General features: G+C 48.5%; 13 protein-coding genes and 3 pseudogenes. 6 read left to right on the plus strand and 10 right to left on the minus strand.

Annotation, left to right across the window (positions count from 1 at the left end; translation table 11 throughout):
- The first annotated feature begins 507 nt into the window (after positions 1 to 507).
- On the plus strand, positions 508 to 2,388 hold the full coding sequence (locus IV04_RS07425) for a reverse transcriptase domain-containing protein (RefSeq protein WP_037404008.1): 1,881 nt from the start codon (positions 508 to 510) through the stop codon (positions 2,386 to 2,388).
- A gap of 231 nt (positions 2,389 to 2,619) precedes the next feature.
- Entirely contained in the window at positions 2,620 to 4,089 is a 1,470-nt protein-coding gene (locus tag IV04_RS07430; protein ID WP_037404010.1) for an IS1182 family transposase, read from the plus strand.
- Between the two features lie 321 nt (positions 4,090 to 4,410).
- Here the strand turns inward: IV04_RS07430 and IV04_RS07435 are convergent, their stop codons facing one another.
- From IV04_RS07435 to pnuC, 4 genes and pseudogenes are all read right to left on the minus strand, one after another.
- A complete protein-coding gene (locus IV04_RS07435) occupies positions 4,411 to 4,686 on the minus strand; it encodes a type II toxin-antitoxin system RelE/ParE family toxin (RefSeq protein ID WP_037404011.1) in 276 nt (91 codons plus the stop codon).
- Positions 4,686 to 4,967 (minus strand): CopG family ribbon-helix-helix protein, encoded by a 282-nt coding sequence (locus tag IV04_RS07440; protein WP_037404012.1) that lies wholly within the window; start codon positions 4,965 to 4,967, stop codon positions 4,686 to 4,688. The genes IV04_RS07435 and IV04_RS07440 overlap by 1 nt, the downstream gene beginning before the upstream one ends.
- Before the next feature lie 146 nt (positions 4,968 to 5,113).
- Positions 5,114 to 6,151 carry an AAA family ATPase gene (locus IV04_RS07445; protein ID WP_051916718.1) on the minus strand — a complete coding sequence of 346 codons (1,038 nt, stop codon included), beginning with the start codon at positions 6,149 to 6,151 and terminating at the stop codon, positions 5,114 to 5,116.
- Positions 6,148 to 6,558, minus strand: a pseudogene (pnuC, locus tag IV04_RS07450) (nicotinamide riboside transporter PnuC); the annotation flags it as partial. The gene IV04_RS07445 and the pseudogene pnuC, both read right to left, overlap by 4 nt.
- 72 nt (positions 6,559 to 6,630) lie before the next feature.
- Here pnuC and IV04_RS07460 point away from each other — a divergent pair.
- A protein-coding gene (locus IV04_RS07460) for an IS3 family transposase (protein ID WP_152562833.1) occupies positions 6,631 to 7,718 on the plus strand; the annotation gives its coding sequence in 2 pieces (ribosomal slippage) (positions 6,631 to 6,883 and positions 6,883 to 7,718; 1,089 coding nt in all).
- Here the strand turns inward: IV04_RS07460 and IV04_RS26020 are convergent.
- Complete coding sequence (locus IV04_RS26020; RefSeq protein ID WP_152562834.1) at positions 7,684 to 7,986, minus strand: hypothetical protein; 303 nt, start codon at positions 7,984 to 7,986, stop codon at positions 7,684 to 7,686. The two genes, IV04_RS07460 and IV04_RS26020, sit on opposite strands and share 35 nt — an antisense overlap.
- A gap of 477 nt (positions 7,987 to 8,463) precedes the next feature.
- Positions 8,464 to 8,898, minus strand: a complete 435-nt coding sequence (locus IV04_RS07465; RefSeq protein ID WP_072010850.1) for a MucR family transcriptional regulator — start codon at positions 8,896 to 8,898, stop codon at positions 8,464 to 8,466.
- Between the two features lie 246 nt (positions 8,899 to 9,144).
- Between IV04_RS07465 and IV04_RS07470 the strand changes: the two genes are divergently transcribed.
- A complete protein-coding gene (locus IV04_RS07470) occupies positions 9,145 to 9,789 on the plus strand; it encodes an acyl-homoserine-lactone synthase (RefSeq protein ID WP_037404016.1) in 645 nt (214 codons plus the stop codon).
- Here IV04_RS07470 and IV04_RS07475 read toward each other — a convergent pair whose 3' ends face one another.
- From IV04_RS07475 to IV04_RS25105, 3 genes and pseudogenes are all read right to left on the minus strand, one after another.
- Positions 9,790 to 10,506: a LuxR family transcriptional regulator gene (locus IV04_RS07475; RefSeq protein WP_037404017.1), complete on the minus strand. Its 717-nt coding sequence runs from the start codon at positions 10,504 to 10,506 to the stop codon at positions 9,790 to 9,792.
- A gap of 520 nt (positions 10,507 to 11,026) precedes the next feature.
- A complete protein-coding gene (locus tag IV04_RS07480; RefSeq protein WP_152562835.1) occupies positions 11,027 to 11,947 on the minus strand; it encodes a hypothetical protein in 921 nt (306 codons plus the stop codon).
- 40 nt (positions 11,948 to 11,987) lie between these two features.
- Positions 11,988 to 12,500 (minus strand): annotated as a pseudogene (locus IV04_RS25105) (type VI secretion system baseplate subunit TssG); the annotation flags it as partial.
- 393 nt (positions 12,501 to 12,893) lie between these two features.
- Here IV04_RS25105 and IV04_RS07490 point away from each other — a divergent pair.
- Positions 12,894 to 13,519: pseudogene (locus IV04_RS07490) on the plus strand (DNA-binding protein).
- Positions 13,520 to 13,872: 353 nt separating this feature from the next.
- Positions 13,873 to 14,448 (plus strand): DUF2913 family protein, encoded by a 576-nt coding sequence (locus IV04_RS07495; protein WP_051916722.1) that lies wholly within the window; start codon positions 13,873 to 13,875, stop codon positions 14,446 to 14,448.
- A gap of 73 nt (positions 14,449 to 14,521) precedes the next feature.
- Here IV04_RS07495 and IV04_RS07500 read toward each other — a convergent pair whose 3' ends face one another.
- Positions 14,522 to 16,522, minus strand: a complete 2,001-nt coding sequence (locus tag IV04_RS07500) for an autotransporter outer membrane beta-barrel domain-containing protein (RefSeq protein WP_037404034.1) — start codon at positions 16,520 to 16,522, stop codon at positions 14,522 to 14,524.
- Between the last annotated feature and the right edge of the window lie 252 nt (positions 16,523 to 16,774).

Below are 16,774 nucleotides of genomic sequence, written 5' to 3' on the forward strand. Positions count from 1 at the left end.
GTTTGAACCTCGAAAGAGGGAGGGGAGTGTAGCATGTCAGGAAAAGGCTGGTTGCGGGGAAATAACCTACTTTGCGCCAGCCATTGCAAGTCCCATATGGTTAAGCCTGATTGGTTGAATCATAGTTCATAGTGGGTTTCGGGATGCCTTTGACTCACGGTTATTCAGGAGTCATACCAGTATTTATAGTAATTATTTTTAGAAGGTTACTATATCCAACAATATTGGCACCTGCTCGGTGAGAGTGGTAATTGAACGTAAGTGGAACCTAAGTGGGATGCACCTTGACTACAAAGAAATACGGGATTACCTAAGTTGGTTAAGTAATTAACCAATATGGTAACGGAGGCTCCGTAGTACCCAATGTAGCTCTGTAATGGAGTCGCAATTGGCTAACCAATCTGAAAAATATATATAAATGGATAAGCAATTATCGGTGAAATTATATTCGTAAGGGGGAAGGGAGTCAGTTGGAACTATACTAATAGAAGCGAGGTTTGATAGTCAGTGCTATCACAAAGAACACTCAATGCTCTAAGTGGTATAAACAAAGCCAGTACACAAGGTTATAAGATCAAGAAGCTGCACAAAATCATGTGTAGCAATAAAGATCTTTGGGTACAGGCCTATGCCAATATTTATTCTAATCAGGGAGCCATGACGAGAGGAATAAATAATAATACGATGGATGAAATGAGCGTGGACAGGATTATTAATCTCATTCAGCTTATAAATTCAGGCTCGTATAAGCCCAGGCCTTGTAGGCGCACATACATACCTAAAGATGCCCGAAAACCGAGTGGAAAGAAACGTCCATTAGGTATTCCAACTGGAGACGATAAATTAATACAGGAAGTAATGAGGATGTTACTGGAAGAAATCTATGAACCGGTTTTTAGCGACTGGAGCTATGGATTCAGGCCTAAACGTTCCTGCCATTCTGCATTAAAAGAAATCAGAAACAGTTGGAAAGGAACAAAATGGGTATGTGATGTTGATATCAAAGGTTACTTCGACAACATTGACCACGATCTGCTGCTGAAATTCCTGAGTAAGCGGATCGCCGATAACAAATTTCTGGCGCTTCTCAAGAAGTTCCTGAAAGCTGGCTATCTGGACAACTGGCGTTACTTTGGCACCCATAGCGGGACACCGCAAGGTGGTATTATCTCCCCTATTCTTGCCAATGTATTTCTCCATGAACTTGATGAGTTTATGAAAAATAGAATCAGCGAGTTCGGCAAAGGGGGACGGAGGAAACCCAATCCCATATACAAAAGGGCACTACAGAACCGGGCAAATCGTATTAAATGGATCAGGCAAGGTTTCGGCGCTTCCGGAATGCCTGCTGATGAGCAGAAAATCCAAAAATGGAGACATGAAGCGGATGAACTGGAGAAAAAATTGCGCACGCTATCTAGTGTTATTATGGATGATTCTGAATTCAAAAGAATGCGGTATGTTCGATATGCTGATGATTTTCTGATTGGTGTGACAGGAAGTAAAAATGAGGCAAAAAAGATAATGAAAGAGGTTGTCGATTTTGTTGAAACTGAACTTCACCTGGAAATATCAAAAGAGAAATCCGGCATTATTGACCCAAAGAAAGGATTCACTTTTCTCGGTTATGAAATTAAAACACGCCGTGAAAGCAAACAGGTCAAATGTGTTGTAGGGCTTAATGCAGATGGAAGTAAAACTCATGCGGTAAAACGTACGATAACGGAACACGTCCATCTGGGTGTACCGAGGGAAAGAATCCTGAAATTCTGCTCTCTACGTGGCTATGGGAATTACGATGGCGGATATGGTAATAGTGCTGGTCGGCCAGCAATGATGCACATGTCTGACTATGAAATAATTGGTCAGTACAACGCCGAAATGCGCGGCTATGCGAATTACTACAATCTTGCCCCCGTTCTCTATCTCAATAAGTTGCATTGGATATGGGAAAATAGTCTTTATAAGACGCTGGCAGGTAAACATCGGATGTCACGCACCAAAATCGCGCGGCGGTTAAGGCAAGCGGATGGCAGGTATGTTTATCGGGAAAATCGTAATGGAAAGGTATATGAGTTGGAGGTATTCAGACTCAAAAACAGGAGTGCGCCAAAACACAGTTCACCGGATATATTGCCGAACACGTATAAATATTCTGGTAGAACTGAATTGCTGGACAGGATGGCTGCATGCCAATGTGAATATTGCGGTACCAGAACCGGTCCTTTTGAAGTCCACCATGTGAGGAAACTTAAGGATATCAAGTCGGGTACAGATAACTGGAAGAAGCTGATGATTGCCCGTAACAGGAAAACATTAGTGATCTGCCGGATCTGTCACGTTAACCTTCACAGAGGAACACTGCCAGACCGAAGAAGCTTTGTTTGATCCAATAGAGAGCCGTATGCACAGAAATGTGCACGTACGGTTCGGTGGGGGGGCAACGGCTATCCCGTTCTGGGCGCACGTGCCCTACCCAACGATTTACCTAAGAATTTTTGTAATGAATTTTCTATCAAGCCTCTGTTAATACAGAGGCTTCAGATTGATGACAAAGTCCTGGCCGTGAGGCCAGGACTTTGATCTAATAAGGTCAGTGCAAAAAATGGACTGACTGCCATGCTCAAAACACCCTCTCCCCAGCAATATCAGTTTGAAACCATCACCCTTGATGAATTGGTCCCCGAAGACCATCTGGTACGCAAGATTGATGCCGCCATCGATTTTGAATTTATCCGCGATGCCGTTGCCCATCTCTACTGCCCTGATAACGGCAGACCCGCCATTGACCCCGTTCGTCTGATTAAAATGATGCTGCTGGGCTATCTCTTCGGTATCCCCAGCGAGCGCCGTCTGGCCAAGGAAATACAGGTCAATGTTGCTTATCGCTGGTTCCTGCGTATGGTCCTCACCGAAAAAGTCCCTGACGCCTCGACTCTGAGCCAGAACCGTCTCCGCCGTTTCAACCACAGCGATATCTTCCAGCAGATTTTTGACCACATCGTGGAACTGGCTCTCAGCCGTGGTATGGCTAACGGGCGTGTTCTCTACACTGACAGCACACACTTGAAAGCCGACGCCAACCCACGCAAAGCGGTGAATGAAGAACGTCCGGTGGGCGTCAGTGACTATCTGGAGCAGCTTGATGCTGCCGTGGAGGCTGACAGGAAGAAGCACGCAAAAAAGCCGCTGCCCGCCGTAAAAAAGACACCCGAAAACGCCGTCGCCGTTAAGAACACCAAAGTCAGCACCACTGACCCGGACAGCGGCTTTATGCACCGGGACAACAAACCGAAGGGCTTCTTCTATCTGGACCACCGCACGGTGGACGGGAAGCACGGCATCATCATAGATACGCATGTGACACCGGGTAATGTCCATGATAGCCAGCCCTTTATCGGGCGACTTGAACGGCAGGTAGCGCGCTTCGCTCTGGAGCCGGTGGCGGTGGATGCGGGTTACTTCACCGCCGCGGTGTGCCATCTGACGCAGGAAAGGGGTATCGCGCTGGTTCCCGGCTATCGGCGGCCGCACAAGGGTCAGAATGCCTTCCAGAAAAAGCACTTCAGGTACGATGAGAAGCGTGATGTGTATGTGTGCCCGGCAGACGCGTTGCTGGTCTACAGCACGACAGACCGTAACGGGTATCGGCATTACCGTTCAGACCCGGCAGTGTGCCAGCGGTGTGAGCAGAGGCAGCAATGTACACAGAGCAGCAAGGTGCAGAAAACGATAACGCGGCATGTGTGGGAGGCGTCGAAAGAGGAGGCGAACAGGTTAAGGCTGACGACATGGGGTAAGAAAATCTACACGCGGCGCAAAGAGACGGTGGAGAGGAGCTTCGCGGATGCGAAACAGCACCATGGTCATCGATATGCGCGGTTCCGTGGACTGTCAAAAGTGCAGATGCAGTGCCTGCTGGCGGCGACAGCGCAGAATATGAAAAAGATGGCGCTGCTGGCGCTTCTTTATTGTTTTTACCGGTGGTGGAAAGCGTCTTGGGAAGGGCAGAGCGCCAGCTTAGGCGGTCAGAAAGCTCAACTGACGGTATTATGGAAAAATATCGCGATCACGACCTACGGTCGCTAGAAAAGAAGAACCCCACCTGAAAAAGTGGGGTTAGTCAGCAGTCTGAACGGACCTCCGTGGAGGTCCGTTGATATGAATTTGTGGTGCCGGACTCGGAATCGATATTGCCATTTAATTCATTGATATTTAGATGTATTTTCTGATGTGATTATTTTTATACCCTCAATTATACCCGCAGTCCCTTTTGAGTGTTTTTGGGGACCAAAGTGGGGATAATGTTGTTACAGAAGACGCCAAGTGAAGTGAAAAAAATCGCGTCGGCATCGTGTTCGATTCTTTATTTCTATTCCTGTTTGGCTGAGCCTAATTCACGGCGTTATATTACCGATTTTCTCGCGTATGCCAAACACGTAAGATGTAGAGCGCTTTAACTCTGAGTTCGTAGTGCATTTCATAGTTACCGATGATCAGACGGCGTACTTCCCGTGGTTCATACCTTACCAGTGCTGGCCCCATCCGTGAATGTGTCAGCAGGTTAACGGGGGCAAGCACCAGCGATTGAAGCACTTGTGCTGCTGCTTCTGGATTGACGTTGGCAATAAACTCGCGCAATCGCTCTAAATCCTGCAACGCATGATCTGACCAAATAACCTGCATTACCTTTTCCCTGACTGCGGTACAGGTAGTGGCGTGTCACTGTTCAGGCTATTCACCCAACTCAATACATCGGCCTGTTCCACGACTCTGCCCGCATCTACATCTGCCAGGCCTTCCAGGATCATTTGATGGCGGTTCTCTTCCTGCTCAATGATCGCAGCCAAAGCCTGTTTGACGATCCAGCCACGAGAACGGTCATAGTTAGCAGCCAGTTCGTCGATCTTCTCTGCCATTTCAATAGGAACATGAGCAGTAATGACGCGTGTAGGTGATTGTCCCATGAGTATCTCCTTGCGATTAAAATTAAATCATAGTCAATCAGAGATTCACTGATCGTGCAAGTGCCGGTAAATTCCGGCCAACATCCGTTGCATGATTTATCTATCTGTAATTATTTAAGTTTTTTCTTTGAGCTGTGTAGTATGAATCATACTGATTTAAGATGCCCAGAATCTGTTGGAAGTGGAATCAAGTTTTCCAGTATTGTGTTTAACCGTTGTTCCACACTGCCGGTAACGTATAAAAAGGGAATATTGCGTGCGGTAAGTTCATCAATATACCACTTTTGTTGCCGTTGACGGAAAGACTCATCCTGACGCGTACCGTCCTGTTGGAAGGGGAAATCGTCAGCACAAAGCACAACGGTGTCATAATGTTGACAGGCTAACTCTTCCAAACTAGGTTCCGCTTTGCCAAACATGGCAAGTGAATAAAATAATGTAGTTAGTGGCGAAGTATCACAAACCAAATAGCGATAGGGGCGTGCGGTTGTTTCCCGCAAGAGCTGGGTTTGTGCAATTTCTAGCATGTCATCGAAAATTAAATGTCCTTTCCGTTGTTCCCAACGCTCGCGGCCGTATTCACTGATAGATTCTGTGCCTAGCGCAGTGGCCAATGCGGCACTCAGGGTACTCTTACCCGTGGACTCCCCACCCAGTATACAGATGCGGTGTACAAAGTGAGCGTACACTTCAGGAGCAACGAGATATCTATATTTATGAATATCAGACCGAATTAAGGTTCCTGATACAGCCCCAGGCCCTGATTCACGCTGCAGTCGCACATGAGAAACTTGCTGATGAAAATGCATACTGAGAACCTGGGCGAATCCATCGCCATAGTCCTCCGCGGTGAATACTGCCTCGGGCATAATGTTCAATTTCTGTAGGCACAATAAGGCAACGAAATGGCGGTGTGAATCGTCGTCATGCTCATTTTGGGGCATCGGCCCTATGCCCCAAAATGAAGCCTCTTCGGAGGAGAATACGAGAACTTGTGCCTGCGGGAAACGTGCCTGAAGATAGCACCGTCGTTTATCAGGAGAGAAGCCGGGGAGCTCTGGCGACGAATAGCTGACAATCACCAGCTTCTCGCATGCGTCAAGAGCAGCATTAATCAGTATTTCATGACCACAATGCAAAGGGGCAAATTTCCCTACGATCAGCCCAGTAGTAAAACGCTTCATAAGGTTTTCATCTCCCGACGCCATTGATAGAGTCCGTACCAGGCATTACACCAAAAAATGAGATAGAGACCTGCGGTAAGATATAATTCACGAGAAGCGTAAAGAGGAATGGCTATGGTATTTACCAGCAACCAGACATACCAGTTCTCAAGCCTCCGCCCCATAAGCATAAACTGTGCCATGATGCTAAACGTCATGACTAATGAATCGACCCAAGGGGACCAGGCGTCAGTAAAAGTGTGTAGTAAGTAGGCATAACAAGATGATACGCACAAGGCGGCGAGAGCAAAAGCGGCAAGAACCCATATTGGCGTTTTACGGACATGTATAGCCTTACCCTTATTTCCGCTTAACCAATTCACCCAACCTGCAATACTGCTGACAATAAAAAATAGTTGAAGTGTCACATGGTAATCCCCCCGAAAAATCGGTGTGTTTATAAGTAGAATTTTCTCGTAATCTGAACCGGGGAGATCTCTATGAAAAAATCACGTTTTACTGACAGCCAGATCATGTCCATCCTAAAGCTTGCCGAGGCCGGAACACCGGTGGCTGAACTGTGCCGCGAGTATGGCATGAGCAATGCCAGTTTCTATAAGTGGCGTTCACGTTTTGGCGGGATGGATGCCTCCATGATGGCCCGTCTGAAAGAGCTGGAAGACGAAAATCGTCGCCTCAAAAAGATGTATGCCGAAGAGCGGCTCAAAGCCGAAATCATTCAGGAGGCCATGGCAAAAAAGTGGTGACGCCATCGCGTCGAAAGCAGATGGCACAGCACGCGGTCAGAAGCCGAAACGTCAGCGTGCGTTTTGCCTGTAAGCTGTTTGTGGTCAGCGAAAGTTGCTATCGCTATCAGCCTCAACTGAATGCAGAAAATGACCTCATTGCTGACTGGCTGCTCCGCATCACTGACAGTCAGCGCAACTGGGGATTTGGCCTGTGTTTTTTATACCTGCGCAACGTAAAAGGCTTCCGGTTCAACCCTAAGAGGGTGTACCGAATTTACTGCGAGTTGTCGCTGAATATGCGAATAAAGCCGAAAAAGCGACTGAAGCGGGATAAACCTGAACCGCTGGCGGTGCCTGAAAGCAGCAACGAATGCTGGTCGATGGACTTCATGCATGATCAGCTATCGGATGGTCGCTCAGTCCGTCTGCTGAATGTTATCGATGATTTTAACCGTGAGGCACTGGCAATAGAGGTCGATTTTTCTCTACCGGCGAATCGGGTTGTGCGAACACTGGAACGGCTCATCGAATGGAAAGGAAAACCGACAGCCATACGGTGTGATAACGGGCCAGAATATACAGGCAAAATACTGACGTCATGGGCAGTTCAGCAGAAGATAGCCCTTCGTTTTATTCAGCCCGGCAAACCTCAGCAGAATGCCTATATTGAGCGATATAACCGGACGGTGCGTTATGACTGGCTGGGGCAACACCTGTTTACATCACTGGATGAACTACAGGACTATGCCACTCAGTGGCAATGGTTTTATAATCACGAAAGACCGAATATGGCGTTAAATGGTTTTACACCAATGCAGCATATTCAACGTATGACCTGATTCTACTTATCACCTCAATAAAAGACTGACATCCATATGACGCTCCAGCGAGTAGGGCAGTGGCAATCATTCCAGCGGGAAGTTGCAGAGCCCGTTGTATCTCAATGATCGCATCCTGTAAGAGTGGTACAAATTCTTCAATAGGAAACGGAAGTGGTTGATGCTGTAATTCTGATAAGTCAGGTGGTGGTGAAAAATCTATTTCTTCATTTTCTTCTTCATTGGACCCAAAGGCGTGTCTTACATACTTATCCATTTCTGGTGACATTTTCATTCCTAGAGTTGTGATTTGGGTCTAGTAGAATACAATACTTGGAATGAGTGAGATTGACTTTAATTCAACATTACTGGTCTATTTTTTATTTAAATACATTGTTTTTTATTGTATATCTATCATTTATTGAATTATTCAACCGATTTTTAGTTAATCTATAGGTTAATTGTCTTTTTGTCGCGCACCTTATTTTAAATATTTTGACTATCAAGTGTGTAGCGTAGTGGGTGAATAGGGAACTAGAGAGAATTAATAGCGGGTTCCTGTTTTATTCCAATGGGAACTACAGTCAGCGTGAAAAAACAATCGCTCCATGATGAATAACGTAAACGCTGTGTATCTTCATTCACGGAGGTTTGACCTTTATCATTCTGATTTTTGGAATGACAACGGTGTCAAAAAAACGGCAAGATTGTGATTCATTCTTCACCTGGATCTGCGTCATTCTCCTGTGTGAACTGTTTCTCCCAGTCATAGACTGTGCTGGGCCACACCCCAACCCCCAAACCCTTTGGCAATGGATTTGGCGGATTCGCCGGTCTGGTGTCTTTCCAGCATGCTTTGACGGGAGCCCTCAAGGTCGTACCGGGTTTTAAACAGTTTTGCCTTGGGTTTTTGACGATTGGCTTCCTGCATCAAACCGGCCAGTTCATAAGGATCGACCGCACCGATGGCGATCTGGTGATTAATATAATCACGGTGACGGCGGCGGTTGGCGAAACCGGATAACGGGATTTTTTTCAGGATCTGCCATTTTTCACGGTATTCCATCGCACTCATGCCATGTGTGATGCGCAGATGGGCTCCCAGCGCAGAGAACATTTTGCCGCACTCCAGGCATTGTACATATTCGTGGTTATGGTGTGCCCAGGCGTCGTCGGCATGGGTGAACGGTGTGGTACGCAAAGGAGCGGGGTGATCGTCGTGGTTGAGCGCCTGTACTCACCGATCCCCTTCACGGTAATACGCAACAGGATGCTAATCAGTGATCGGGTGCACGCCAAACCGTGATCGATTCAGACGCCATTTTGCACCGTAGCCGAAACCCGTTCAAAAGAATTATCATGCTTGTGTCTCGGCATGCTCTTAAATGAAACTTTACTGGTGTTACCGGATGAACTTATTTCTATATATTCATACACAGGTGACATTATGTTTAATATCTACAACATTAACTACTCATCATTGAGTGATGAGAAATCAGAAGATTTATTTATGTTACGGAAAAACATATTTAAAGACAGACTGGAATGGGCCGTAAACTGCTCTGATGGGAAGGAGTTTGATCAGTTTGACAATGAAAAGACAAATTATATTTTTGGCGTTGAAAATGGGATGATTATATGTGGAACAAGGATGATTGACATGAAGCACAGTAATATGTTGAATGATACATTCTCATCATTTTTTAAGAACATGGCTATTCCAAAGGGGAAATTCATTGAGTCTACGCGTTTTTTCGTGGATAAAGAGAGGACCCATTCACTTCTTGGACGCCGGTTTCCTGTTACCATGGCTTTGTTTCTCGCGCTGGTTAATTATGCCAGACAGCATCATTATGACGGGATACTTGCTGTTGCCAGCCATCCGATGATGTATATCATCAAACGTTCAGGCTGGAATGTCTCTGTGCTGGAGACAGGCTTTTCCGAAAAGAATGAACCTGTCTATCTCTTGCTTGGACATGTTGATCTTGAAAGTCAGAAGGTGCTTAAAAGCAGAATATTCAGTAAATGCAGCTTGTCAGATGAAAACATTCTGAACGATTGGCCGCTGTCGTCTGACCCTTCCATGTAATTAATTAACCGGTTTAATCAGTTGAAGTTCCACACCTAGACGTATTGCATGCCGGGAATTTGCCACTCCCAATTTTTTGACAACATTTGACATGTGAAATTTAATGGTACGTGTTGTTATCCCCAGGATCATCCCCGTCTCCTGGTACGTTTTACCCACGCTTGCCCAATAGAGGATCTCGTTTTCTCTCTCCGTAAATTGAGGTTCCCTTTCTGAAATAGCGGTATTTTTTTCTGACAGTGAAACCAGCGCAAGATACATTTCATGTACTGATGCCAATAATACAGAGAGATCGCCTTTATTATTGATGAGAGATTGTCTTATTTCCGCCTTTCGATCAGACGTGATAATAAAAGATAGCGTGACGAGGTTATTGTTATAATCATGCAAAACAAATGTATAACCATTAGTTATACCAAACTCCCGAGCCTGATCGAAGAGTTCAGAAAAATGAAACCCTGCACCAATGGTCAGATTTTCATCCCATGAAAAAGGTGTCAACCGATTCAGCGCAGTGATGACTACGGGGTCGGTATACTGTAAACCCTCTTCTTTATAACGTTTTACCCATTCACCAGGGTAGTTTGTTACGCCAAACATATATGACATATCTTTTTTGGATAAGACAACATACGCCCAGATTAACTCGCCAAAATCCTTTAATGCCGCTTCCAGATGTTTTCTGATAACGTCACTCATATTATCTTCATGTTCCATTCACGGCTCCGACGGCTCAAATAATTTCACAGAGTAGAGTATACCTAATAGGGGCACCAAGCCGACATCACCTGACTTTCAATCACATCCATTGCTCACCAGAGTGCTGACGTATAATGCCAGATAACGCATACCGTACACAGAGACTTCGGCGACTCAAGTACAGATGAGAAGTGCAGGTGTCAGACTGTACTTAAAGACAGATTATTTTATCCAGACATGTGTCTTATTATTAACGCTATTGAAGTCAGTATCAGTATGATTTACAGAAAAAAATCCCGAACCCATCTGTTAATGGCGTCCGGGTTGACAAGCTGCCAAACACCAGGGAAAGCTAATCAAGGTATTATAGCGAAGCACAGAGAAGACAGCCATGAATGACTGCACATTGTGCCCGTAAAAATTATTCTGAATTTCAGACCTCGGAGATCCGGCAAAACGTGCCAAACGGCAAAGATCTCGCAGCGCTCACATTTCCCCCTCTGAGTCATTGTTCTCCAGTCCGCTGAGCGTTGAATGATCACTGATCTTCTGGTTGCTGTACTTTGCGCGATTTTCGCCGGTTCATCCTTGATCTCCCCGGTACGGGGAACTCAACGCCCTCACGGGTGAGCTTTGTCACCTGGCTATACCGGCGACTGCGCTGCCATCGACTCCATTCCAGCAGAGCATCCAATCCTTTATCCTCCATCACTTGCAGAAAACTCCTGCGCCACTGATAAAGTCTTTTATTCGTTACCCCCAGACGACGGCTCAAATCCCATGCACTTTCCCCCGTGACCAGACCGTTGAGGAACTCAGGCCACAACTCCATATACCAGGTTTTTACCAGTGGCGTGCCTGCCAACAGGCTGAAACTGGATTGGCAATGATGGCAACGAAAATCCGGGCGCGTTTCTTTTACGCGTACTGAAACAGCAGCGCATTGGGGACACGTTGCGGTCGGTTGCGTGCGTAGTTGTTCAAGCCAGGATTGAAGCTGCTGGTGCTGAACGTCGACTTCGGGTGTTAGCGTCAGATCGTGGCGTTCCTGATGTGCATGCCACCATTGAAACAACACGGGGAACTGGCTCTCCATCTCCTGATTGAACACTTTTTCACGGTATTTGCAGGCCCCGGTTGATAACCCAATAGACTCACTCACTTTCTTCCATGACAACCCCGATAGTCGACTGGCCGCATAAGCCCCCCACAGTTCATGATGGCGACAATTGGCAAAGGGAGTGCCTGTATGAGCACTGAACGCCCGCTGGCATCGACCACACCAGTAGGGTTTTTTATCGTCACGTCCACCGGTAAAGTGGGGATTACCGCAATACGGGCAGGCCGTAGGTTGTTCAAACGGGGCGTAGGTAAAATAGTCAACCAGATTGTCGGCGTCCTGATGCAGTTCCTCAGGGAGGAACCGGTGATAGTTGATGTCCTGTATCAATTGTGTCACTGGATCCTCTCTCATTCATTCGTCATGTTATTGGGGTCACTCACCGTATCTTGTCTCTGACGCGCCCCAGATTCATGGTCACTTGCCGGGGCATCTCATCCAGATTGTCTTCGCGCAGCCCCAGCACCACGTTGTAACCCGACAGCAGGAACGGGTCACCCAGACGCGGCACCGGGGCCAGTGACATCGGAATGGCCAGGGCCAGGCTCGCATCGTAGTCACACCCCAGATAGATACCCAACAGCGAAAACACGTCTTCACCCAACTGACCGCCGGGTAACCAACCTTTGGCTTCTGCCGGGTCTTCGGTATACAACGCCACGCCGAAGCAGTAGTTCGCGTCCTCGGCCTCACTGCCCAGCACCAGATGTTCCCCCAGATATTGCGGCTGTGTGAGTAAGAAGCTGGCCTGCTGACTCCCGCTCGGCATCTTTATCATCTGGTGAGGATTGACCGTCACCTGCGTCTGGGGGGCTTGCGTCTTTATCACACTGGCAATGCCTTCCGCCGTGCGGGTGGTTCTCATCAGAGGTTGCAGCAACGCCCGCAGGCATGAGGCATTGCGTAGCGCTGTGAATGGTCTGGACGCCCCCGTTGCGTTACGATCATGGTACTGCGTTTGGTGCCGGGGTCATCTCTGGGGGAAAAGCACTACATTGCATGTGGTACGGGGATATACAGCATTGGGGAGGGAAAATGGTGGGAGAATTATACCTGACTCTGTTTTAGTCAGTGGCACATCGACAATATTTGCACACTAAAGTCATACTTGTTCCCCCCTGAATGCCCATCAACACTCAGTGAGGTTTTAAGGTTGCTCCCAAAACTGCCATTTAACAGGGTGTATTCCGTCTCAATCGCTGCTGGTATTACCCTCCAGTAAATTGACTTTCGCTTATCGTAGCCCGTTGATAAAGTGACCGGTGAGCAGGCAAAGGGCAACCGCATGATCGAACGTATTGATTACCACCTTGAAAATACCACTTCGCGGAAATCAGTGAAACGCCGCGTATTGCTCAGCAGTGGGCTGAGGTCATCGAAGAGTGCCGTCAGGTTCAGGCGGGGAGTGCCGAGCGTCTGCGTATCGCCTTGCTGAATGTGGATTATGTCACCAGTTTTGAGCTGCCTTTTCGTTTGCTGTTGGTACGTGCCCCGCAACTGATTGCCGGGCTGCGTGATGAACTGCCACTCAGTCAGAAAAACGTCGTGTTTAACGGCAAGCGTTTTGGCTGTGTTTACAGCGTGAAATCTGATTTGAGTCAGGTACCGGAGGAGTTTCACTATCGTTTGTCAACCCGCATTCGCCGGGAAGGGGCGTCAGGCGAGACTGCTACGCCTTACCGGGAGATTGCCAGGGAAATAAAAGTGCCGCGCGAGCGGCTTAAGCGTGCGCTGGAGAACGGACTGGCGGTGACGGCGCTGGATGGTCTGTTCTGGTTCGGTATGCAGCGGATCGCCGCCGATGTGGCGGTGCTCAGAAAAAAAGGGATGCGTATTGCGACCTCAGAGATACCCGTCTGGGACAGCCTCACTGCCACCCTCCGCCCTGTACCGGTCTACCGTTGCGGGTGAAAACAGGCATTGATTGACCGTTGAACACACCGTTGCCGATCCGCCGCAGGTTGGTGACAGCTGAGACGGTACAACGGGGCTGACAGAAGCACCCCCATCACCGATGTTTAACCCTAAAAAACATCACGAAGCCGGTACGGGGTAGCCTGTGTTATATCGTGGTGGTGACCTGGATTTTCAACGGCCTTGTATTGCTACGCTGAATAAAACCGACGCATGCTGACCCCATCGTGTTGATAACGATGCCAGGAATAACGAAACCGCCTGGATGACAAGGTAAACTTCCATGAGGTTGATACGGGCTCACTGCTCCATTACCCTTGGTATCACTTTTACTGAACATTAATAACCCCATGACAACGCCTCCCGACCAAACCGTAAAAGACCTCGCCCACCTCGCGTTCTGCGCCCTGGTAGCCTTGCATACGGCCATTCAGCAAGGTACCGTCACGTCTCCGATGGCGGAACACCTGTTCCTGGTACGTTGGTTGGCCACAGCGCAGAAACAAAAACGGTTTCCCCGCAGTGTGGCGTTAGATATTCAGCAGTGGCTGGACAAGGGACGTAAGCAAGGGATTGAGGCCAAACTCAGAACTCGCCTCGACTATGTTTGGCACTCCTGTACCGGTGAACTCAAGCACCAGAACGACCTGTTCAGGCTCACCTACGCCATCGAGAGCCTGAAGGCACAAGGCTGGCGTAATGAACTGATGACCCAGACCGAGTGGGATAACGGGATTATTGAAGGGCCTGAGCCTGCGCTGTATGTCGTCAAGTCAGCACTCAATGCGGCGTTTACGTCTGAAGGTCGGCTAATCACGCCGCTGGCATTTAGGGTGACAGTCAATCCGCAGCATTTTATTGAGACATTGGCCACGAGCTTCCTGACAGCCAACCTGTCGGGGGAGACGGTGATGCTGATACCATAAAGCCTGAAACGCTCATTTACGGTCATCTTGGGGTAGGTTAGTGCCCCCATTGAGGAACAATGGGGGTGTCGGCTTAGAACAGAATGCGGAACCCGGTCGTGGCGTTCAGCGGGCTTTCCACCTTGTTACCCTTCAGATAATTCATTTCGGCGTAAATGGCAGTGTTCTTGGTGATGTTGGCATTGACACCCAGACCGTACTTGCCGACATTGCCCGAATAGTTGTTATCCAGAGTAATATCGTTGATGGTCACTGTGTTACTGCGGGTGAATTCGCGAGCAATGGCCAGTTTGACATAAGGGGCTAGCTCAACCTCTCCCAGTGTCATCTTGGCACTGAGGAGCGTCCCCAATTCCCCCTGCACACTGTTGGCCGCGTTAACAGCAGATTGCATTCCGTTGCTCAGGGTATAATCTGCAGCGCCAAGGCGTGAGTAATTCACTTTGCCATAGGGCTCCAGAGCAAACAGGCTGGAAAGAGGCACGGTGTAGCCGGTTTCCAACGAGGTAGTGAAGGTACTCTGGCTATAATCGCCTTTGCCGATAGCGCCATCATTCATACGGGCTCGGACCGTTTGGCTCAGGCGGTTTCCCTTGAGCACGCTGTCCAGATACCAGCCGGAGTTAGCCAGATAGCTGGCATACAGGCCACCACTGTAGCTTGCGACATCACCGTTGCCCCCCAGATTGAAGCTGACATTGGACTTGCTGTAGGCCGTAAAGGCACCCAGCAACCATTTACCGTCAACCACATCCCACGATTTGTCGGCACCGATCTCCATACCGTTCAGCGTATTTTTGAATGACGTATAGCGGTGATCGTTCAATCTGCTGTCGTCATTCAGATAACGAGCCCAGACACCAACGTCTGCCACACTGCTACGCAGGTTACCTTGCCGTTGGCGTAGTGTGCTCAGTTCCGTATTAACAATATGCTGTGACGCTGCCGCCATGCTCAGTACGCCTTGCGCACTGGCACTCAGTGTGGGAGCAGCAACTGGCGTAGGTTCGACAGGGGTCGGTCCAGGCGTTGGGAGCACACCGGGCTCCTCCGTGTTTTGCTCTGGCACGGTACCCGCCTTGCCACCGACCAGATACCACTGGGTATGCCCATCCTGTGAGCTGTTGTACAACCGGTATTGATAGACACCTGCCTCAACGAGCCCCCCCTGATTCAGCAGGTTGAATTTGGCATCGCCACTGTTGATGTAGACCAACGGCACGTTGGCAGGAAGACCGATCTCCCGACCACTGTCTTGCACCAATAGACCAAACTGGCCAGTGGCACGTTGCGTCACCCGCAGGCTGTCACTTACGCCATCGGCCAGGCTGGTAGTGAGGGTAAAGGTGCCTTGACCAGCAAGGTTTTCAACATCCAGGCGGTTAACCTGGTCGGCTGAAATGTACGGGATCATCTCAATACTGCCACCCTGCATGGTTAACGTGCCAACCTGGGTGACCATCACGGGCCCAAGCTGTGTTGCAGGTGGCGCTGTACCCAGATCGCCTTGCTTGCCAGACCAGGAAGGTCCGATGGTGACCTTGCCTGCGATTGTCAGCTTTTCGAGGGTGATATTGGTTGGGGTCGCAGGCGCATTGGAGGTGACATCAATCAGCTTGCTATCGGTGTTGGCGATATACAAACTCCCTCCGGCTCCTACCGTCAACGCTCCCAGCGAACGGCTGTTAGCCTCCATAGACATCCGACCGTCGCTATTAATCAGCGTGTTGTTGATGGTACCGTAAGCATTCACCGACAACCGCCCACCTTGGTTGACCACGGTATCATTGGCTGTTGAACCGTCTTCAACCTGTAGCCAGCCGTCATTGTTGACGGTGATAGCGTTGCCCTGAGAATTGTTATCCAGATAAATCATGCCGTTGTTATAAACGACACCATTATTAACAATGCCTTCGGTAACATACTGCGAGGCATAGGGTGAAGTTTCCGTCGTTTTAAAGACAGATTCATTATTGACGGTAGTTCCATCGACTTGCTGGGTATACGCCTGTGCCTGCGTTGCCACCCCGCAATAGCACAGGGTTATTGCCAGCGTTAAAGCGTTTATTTTCATCCATGCCTCAGAGAATAATAATGTTGTTTTGTCGATCGTTTCCCCTTGCATCGTCCACCTTGGAGAAGTCATTCCTTCGCAGGCAAGCTAGCAGAAAACGAAACCAAATAAGCAACTGACGGGAAAAGAGGATTAACCTGACACGGGAATAAACGAGGTGTGCATCCTTGCTTTACCGCCACAGGATGACAGATGGCGCATTATAGTCAGACTGACATCCATGGGTTATAAACCGGGCGGGAGTATAGGGTA

The sequence above is a fragment of the Serratia sp. Ag1 genome, assembly GCF_000743355.1.
Taxonomy (GTDB): Bacteria; Pseudomonadota; Gammaproteobacteria; order Enterobacterales; family Enterobacteriaceae; genus Chania.

Bases quoted from the DNA above. Each gene is read 5' to 3' on its own strand.
- IV04_RS07430 (WP_037404010.1), top strand. From the start codon at position 2,620: ATGCTCAAAACACCCTCTCCCCAGCAATATCAGTTTGAAACCATCACC.
- IV04_RS07435 (WP_037404011.1), bottom strand. From the start codon at position 4,686: ATGCAGGTTATTTGGTCAGATCATGCGTTGCAGGATTTAGAGCGATTG.
- IV04_RS07440 (WP_037404012.1), bottom strand. From the start codon at position 4,967: ATGGGACAATCACCTACACGCGTCATTACTGCTCATGTTCCTATTGAA.
- IV04_RS07445 (WP_051916718.1), bottom strand. From the start codon at position 6,151: ATGAAGCGTTTTACTACTGGGCTGATCGTAGGGAAATTTGCCCCTTTG.
- IV04_RS26020 (WP_152562834.1), bottom strand. From the start codon at position 7,986: ATGTCACCAGAAATGGATAAGTATGTAAGACACGCCTTTGGGTCCAAT.
- IV04_RS07470 (WP_037404016.1), top strand. From the start codon at position 9,145: ATGTTTAATATCTACAACATTAACTACTCATCATTGAGTGATGAGAAA.
- IV04_RS07475 (WP_037404017.1), bottom strand. From the start codon at position 10,506: ATGGAACATGAAGATAATATGAGTGACGTTATCAGAAAACATCTGGAA.
- IV04_RS07495 (WP_051916722.1), top strand. From the start codon at position 13,873: ATGACAACGCCTCCCGACCAAACCGTAAAAGACCTCGCCCACCTCGCG.
- IV04_RS07500 (WP_037404034.1), bottom strand. From the start codon at position 16,522: ATGAAAATAAACGCTTTAACGCTGGCAATAACCCTGTGCTATTGCGGG.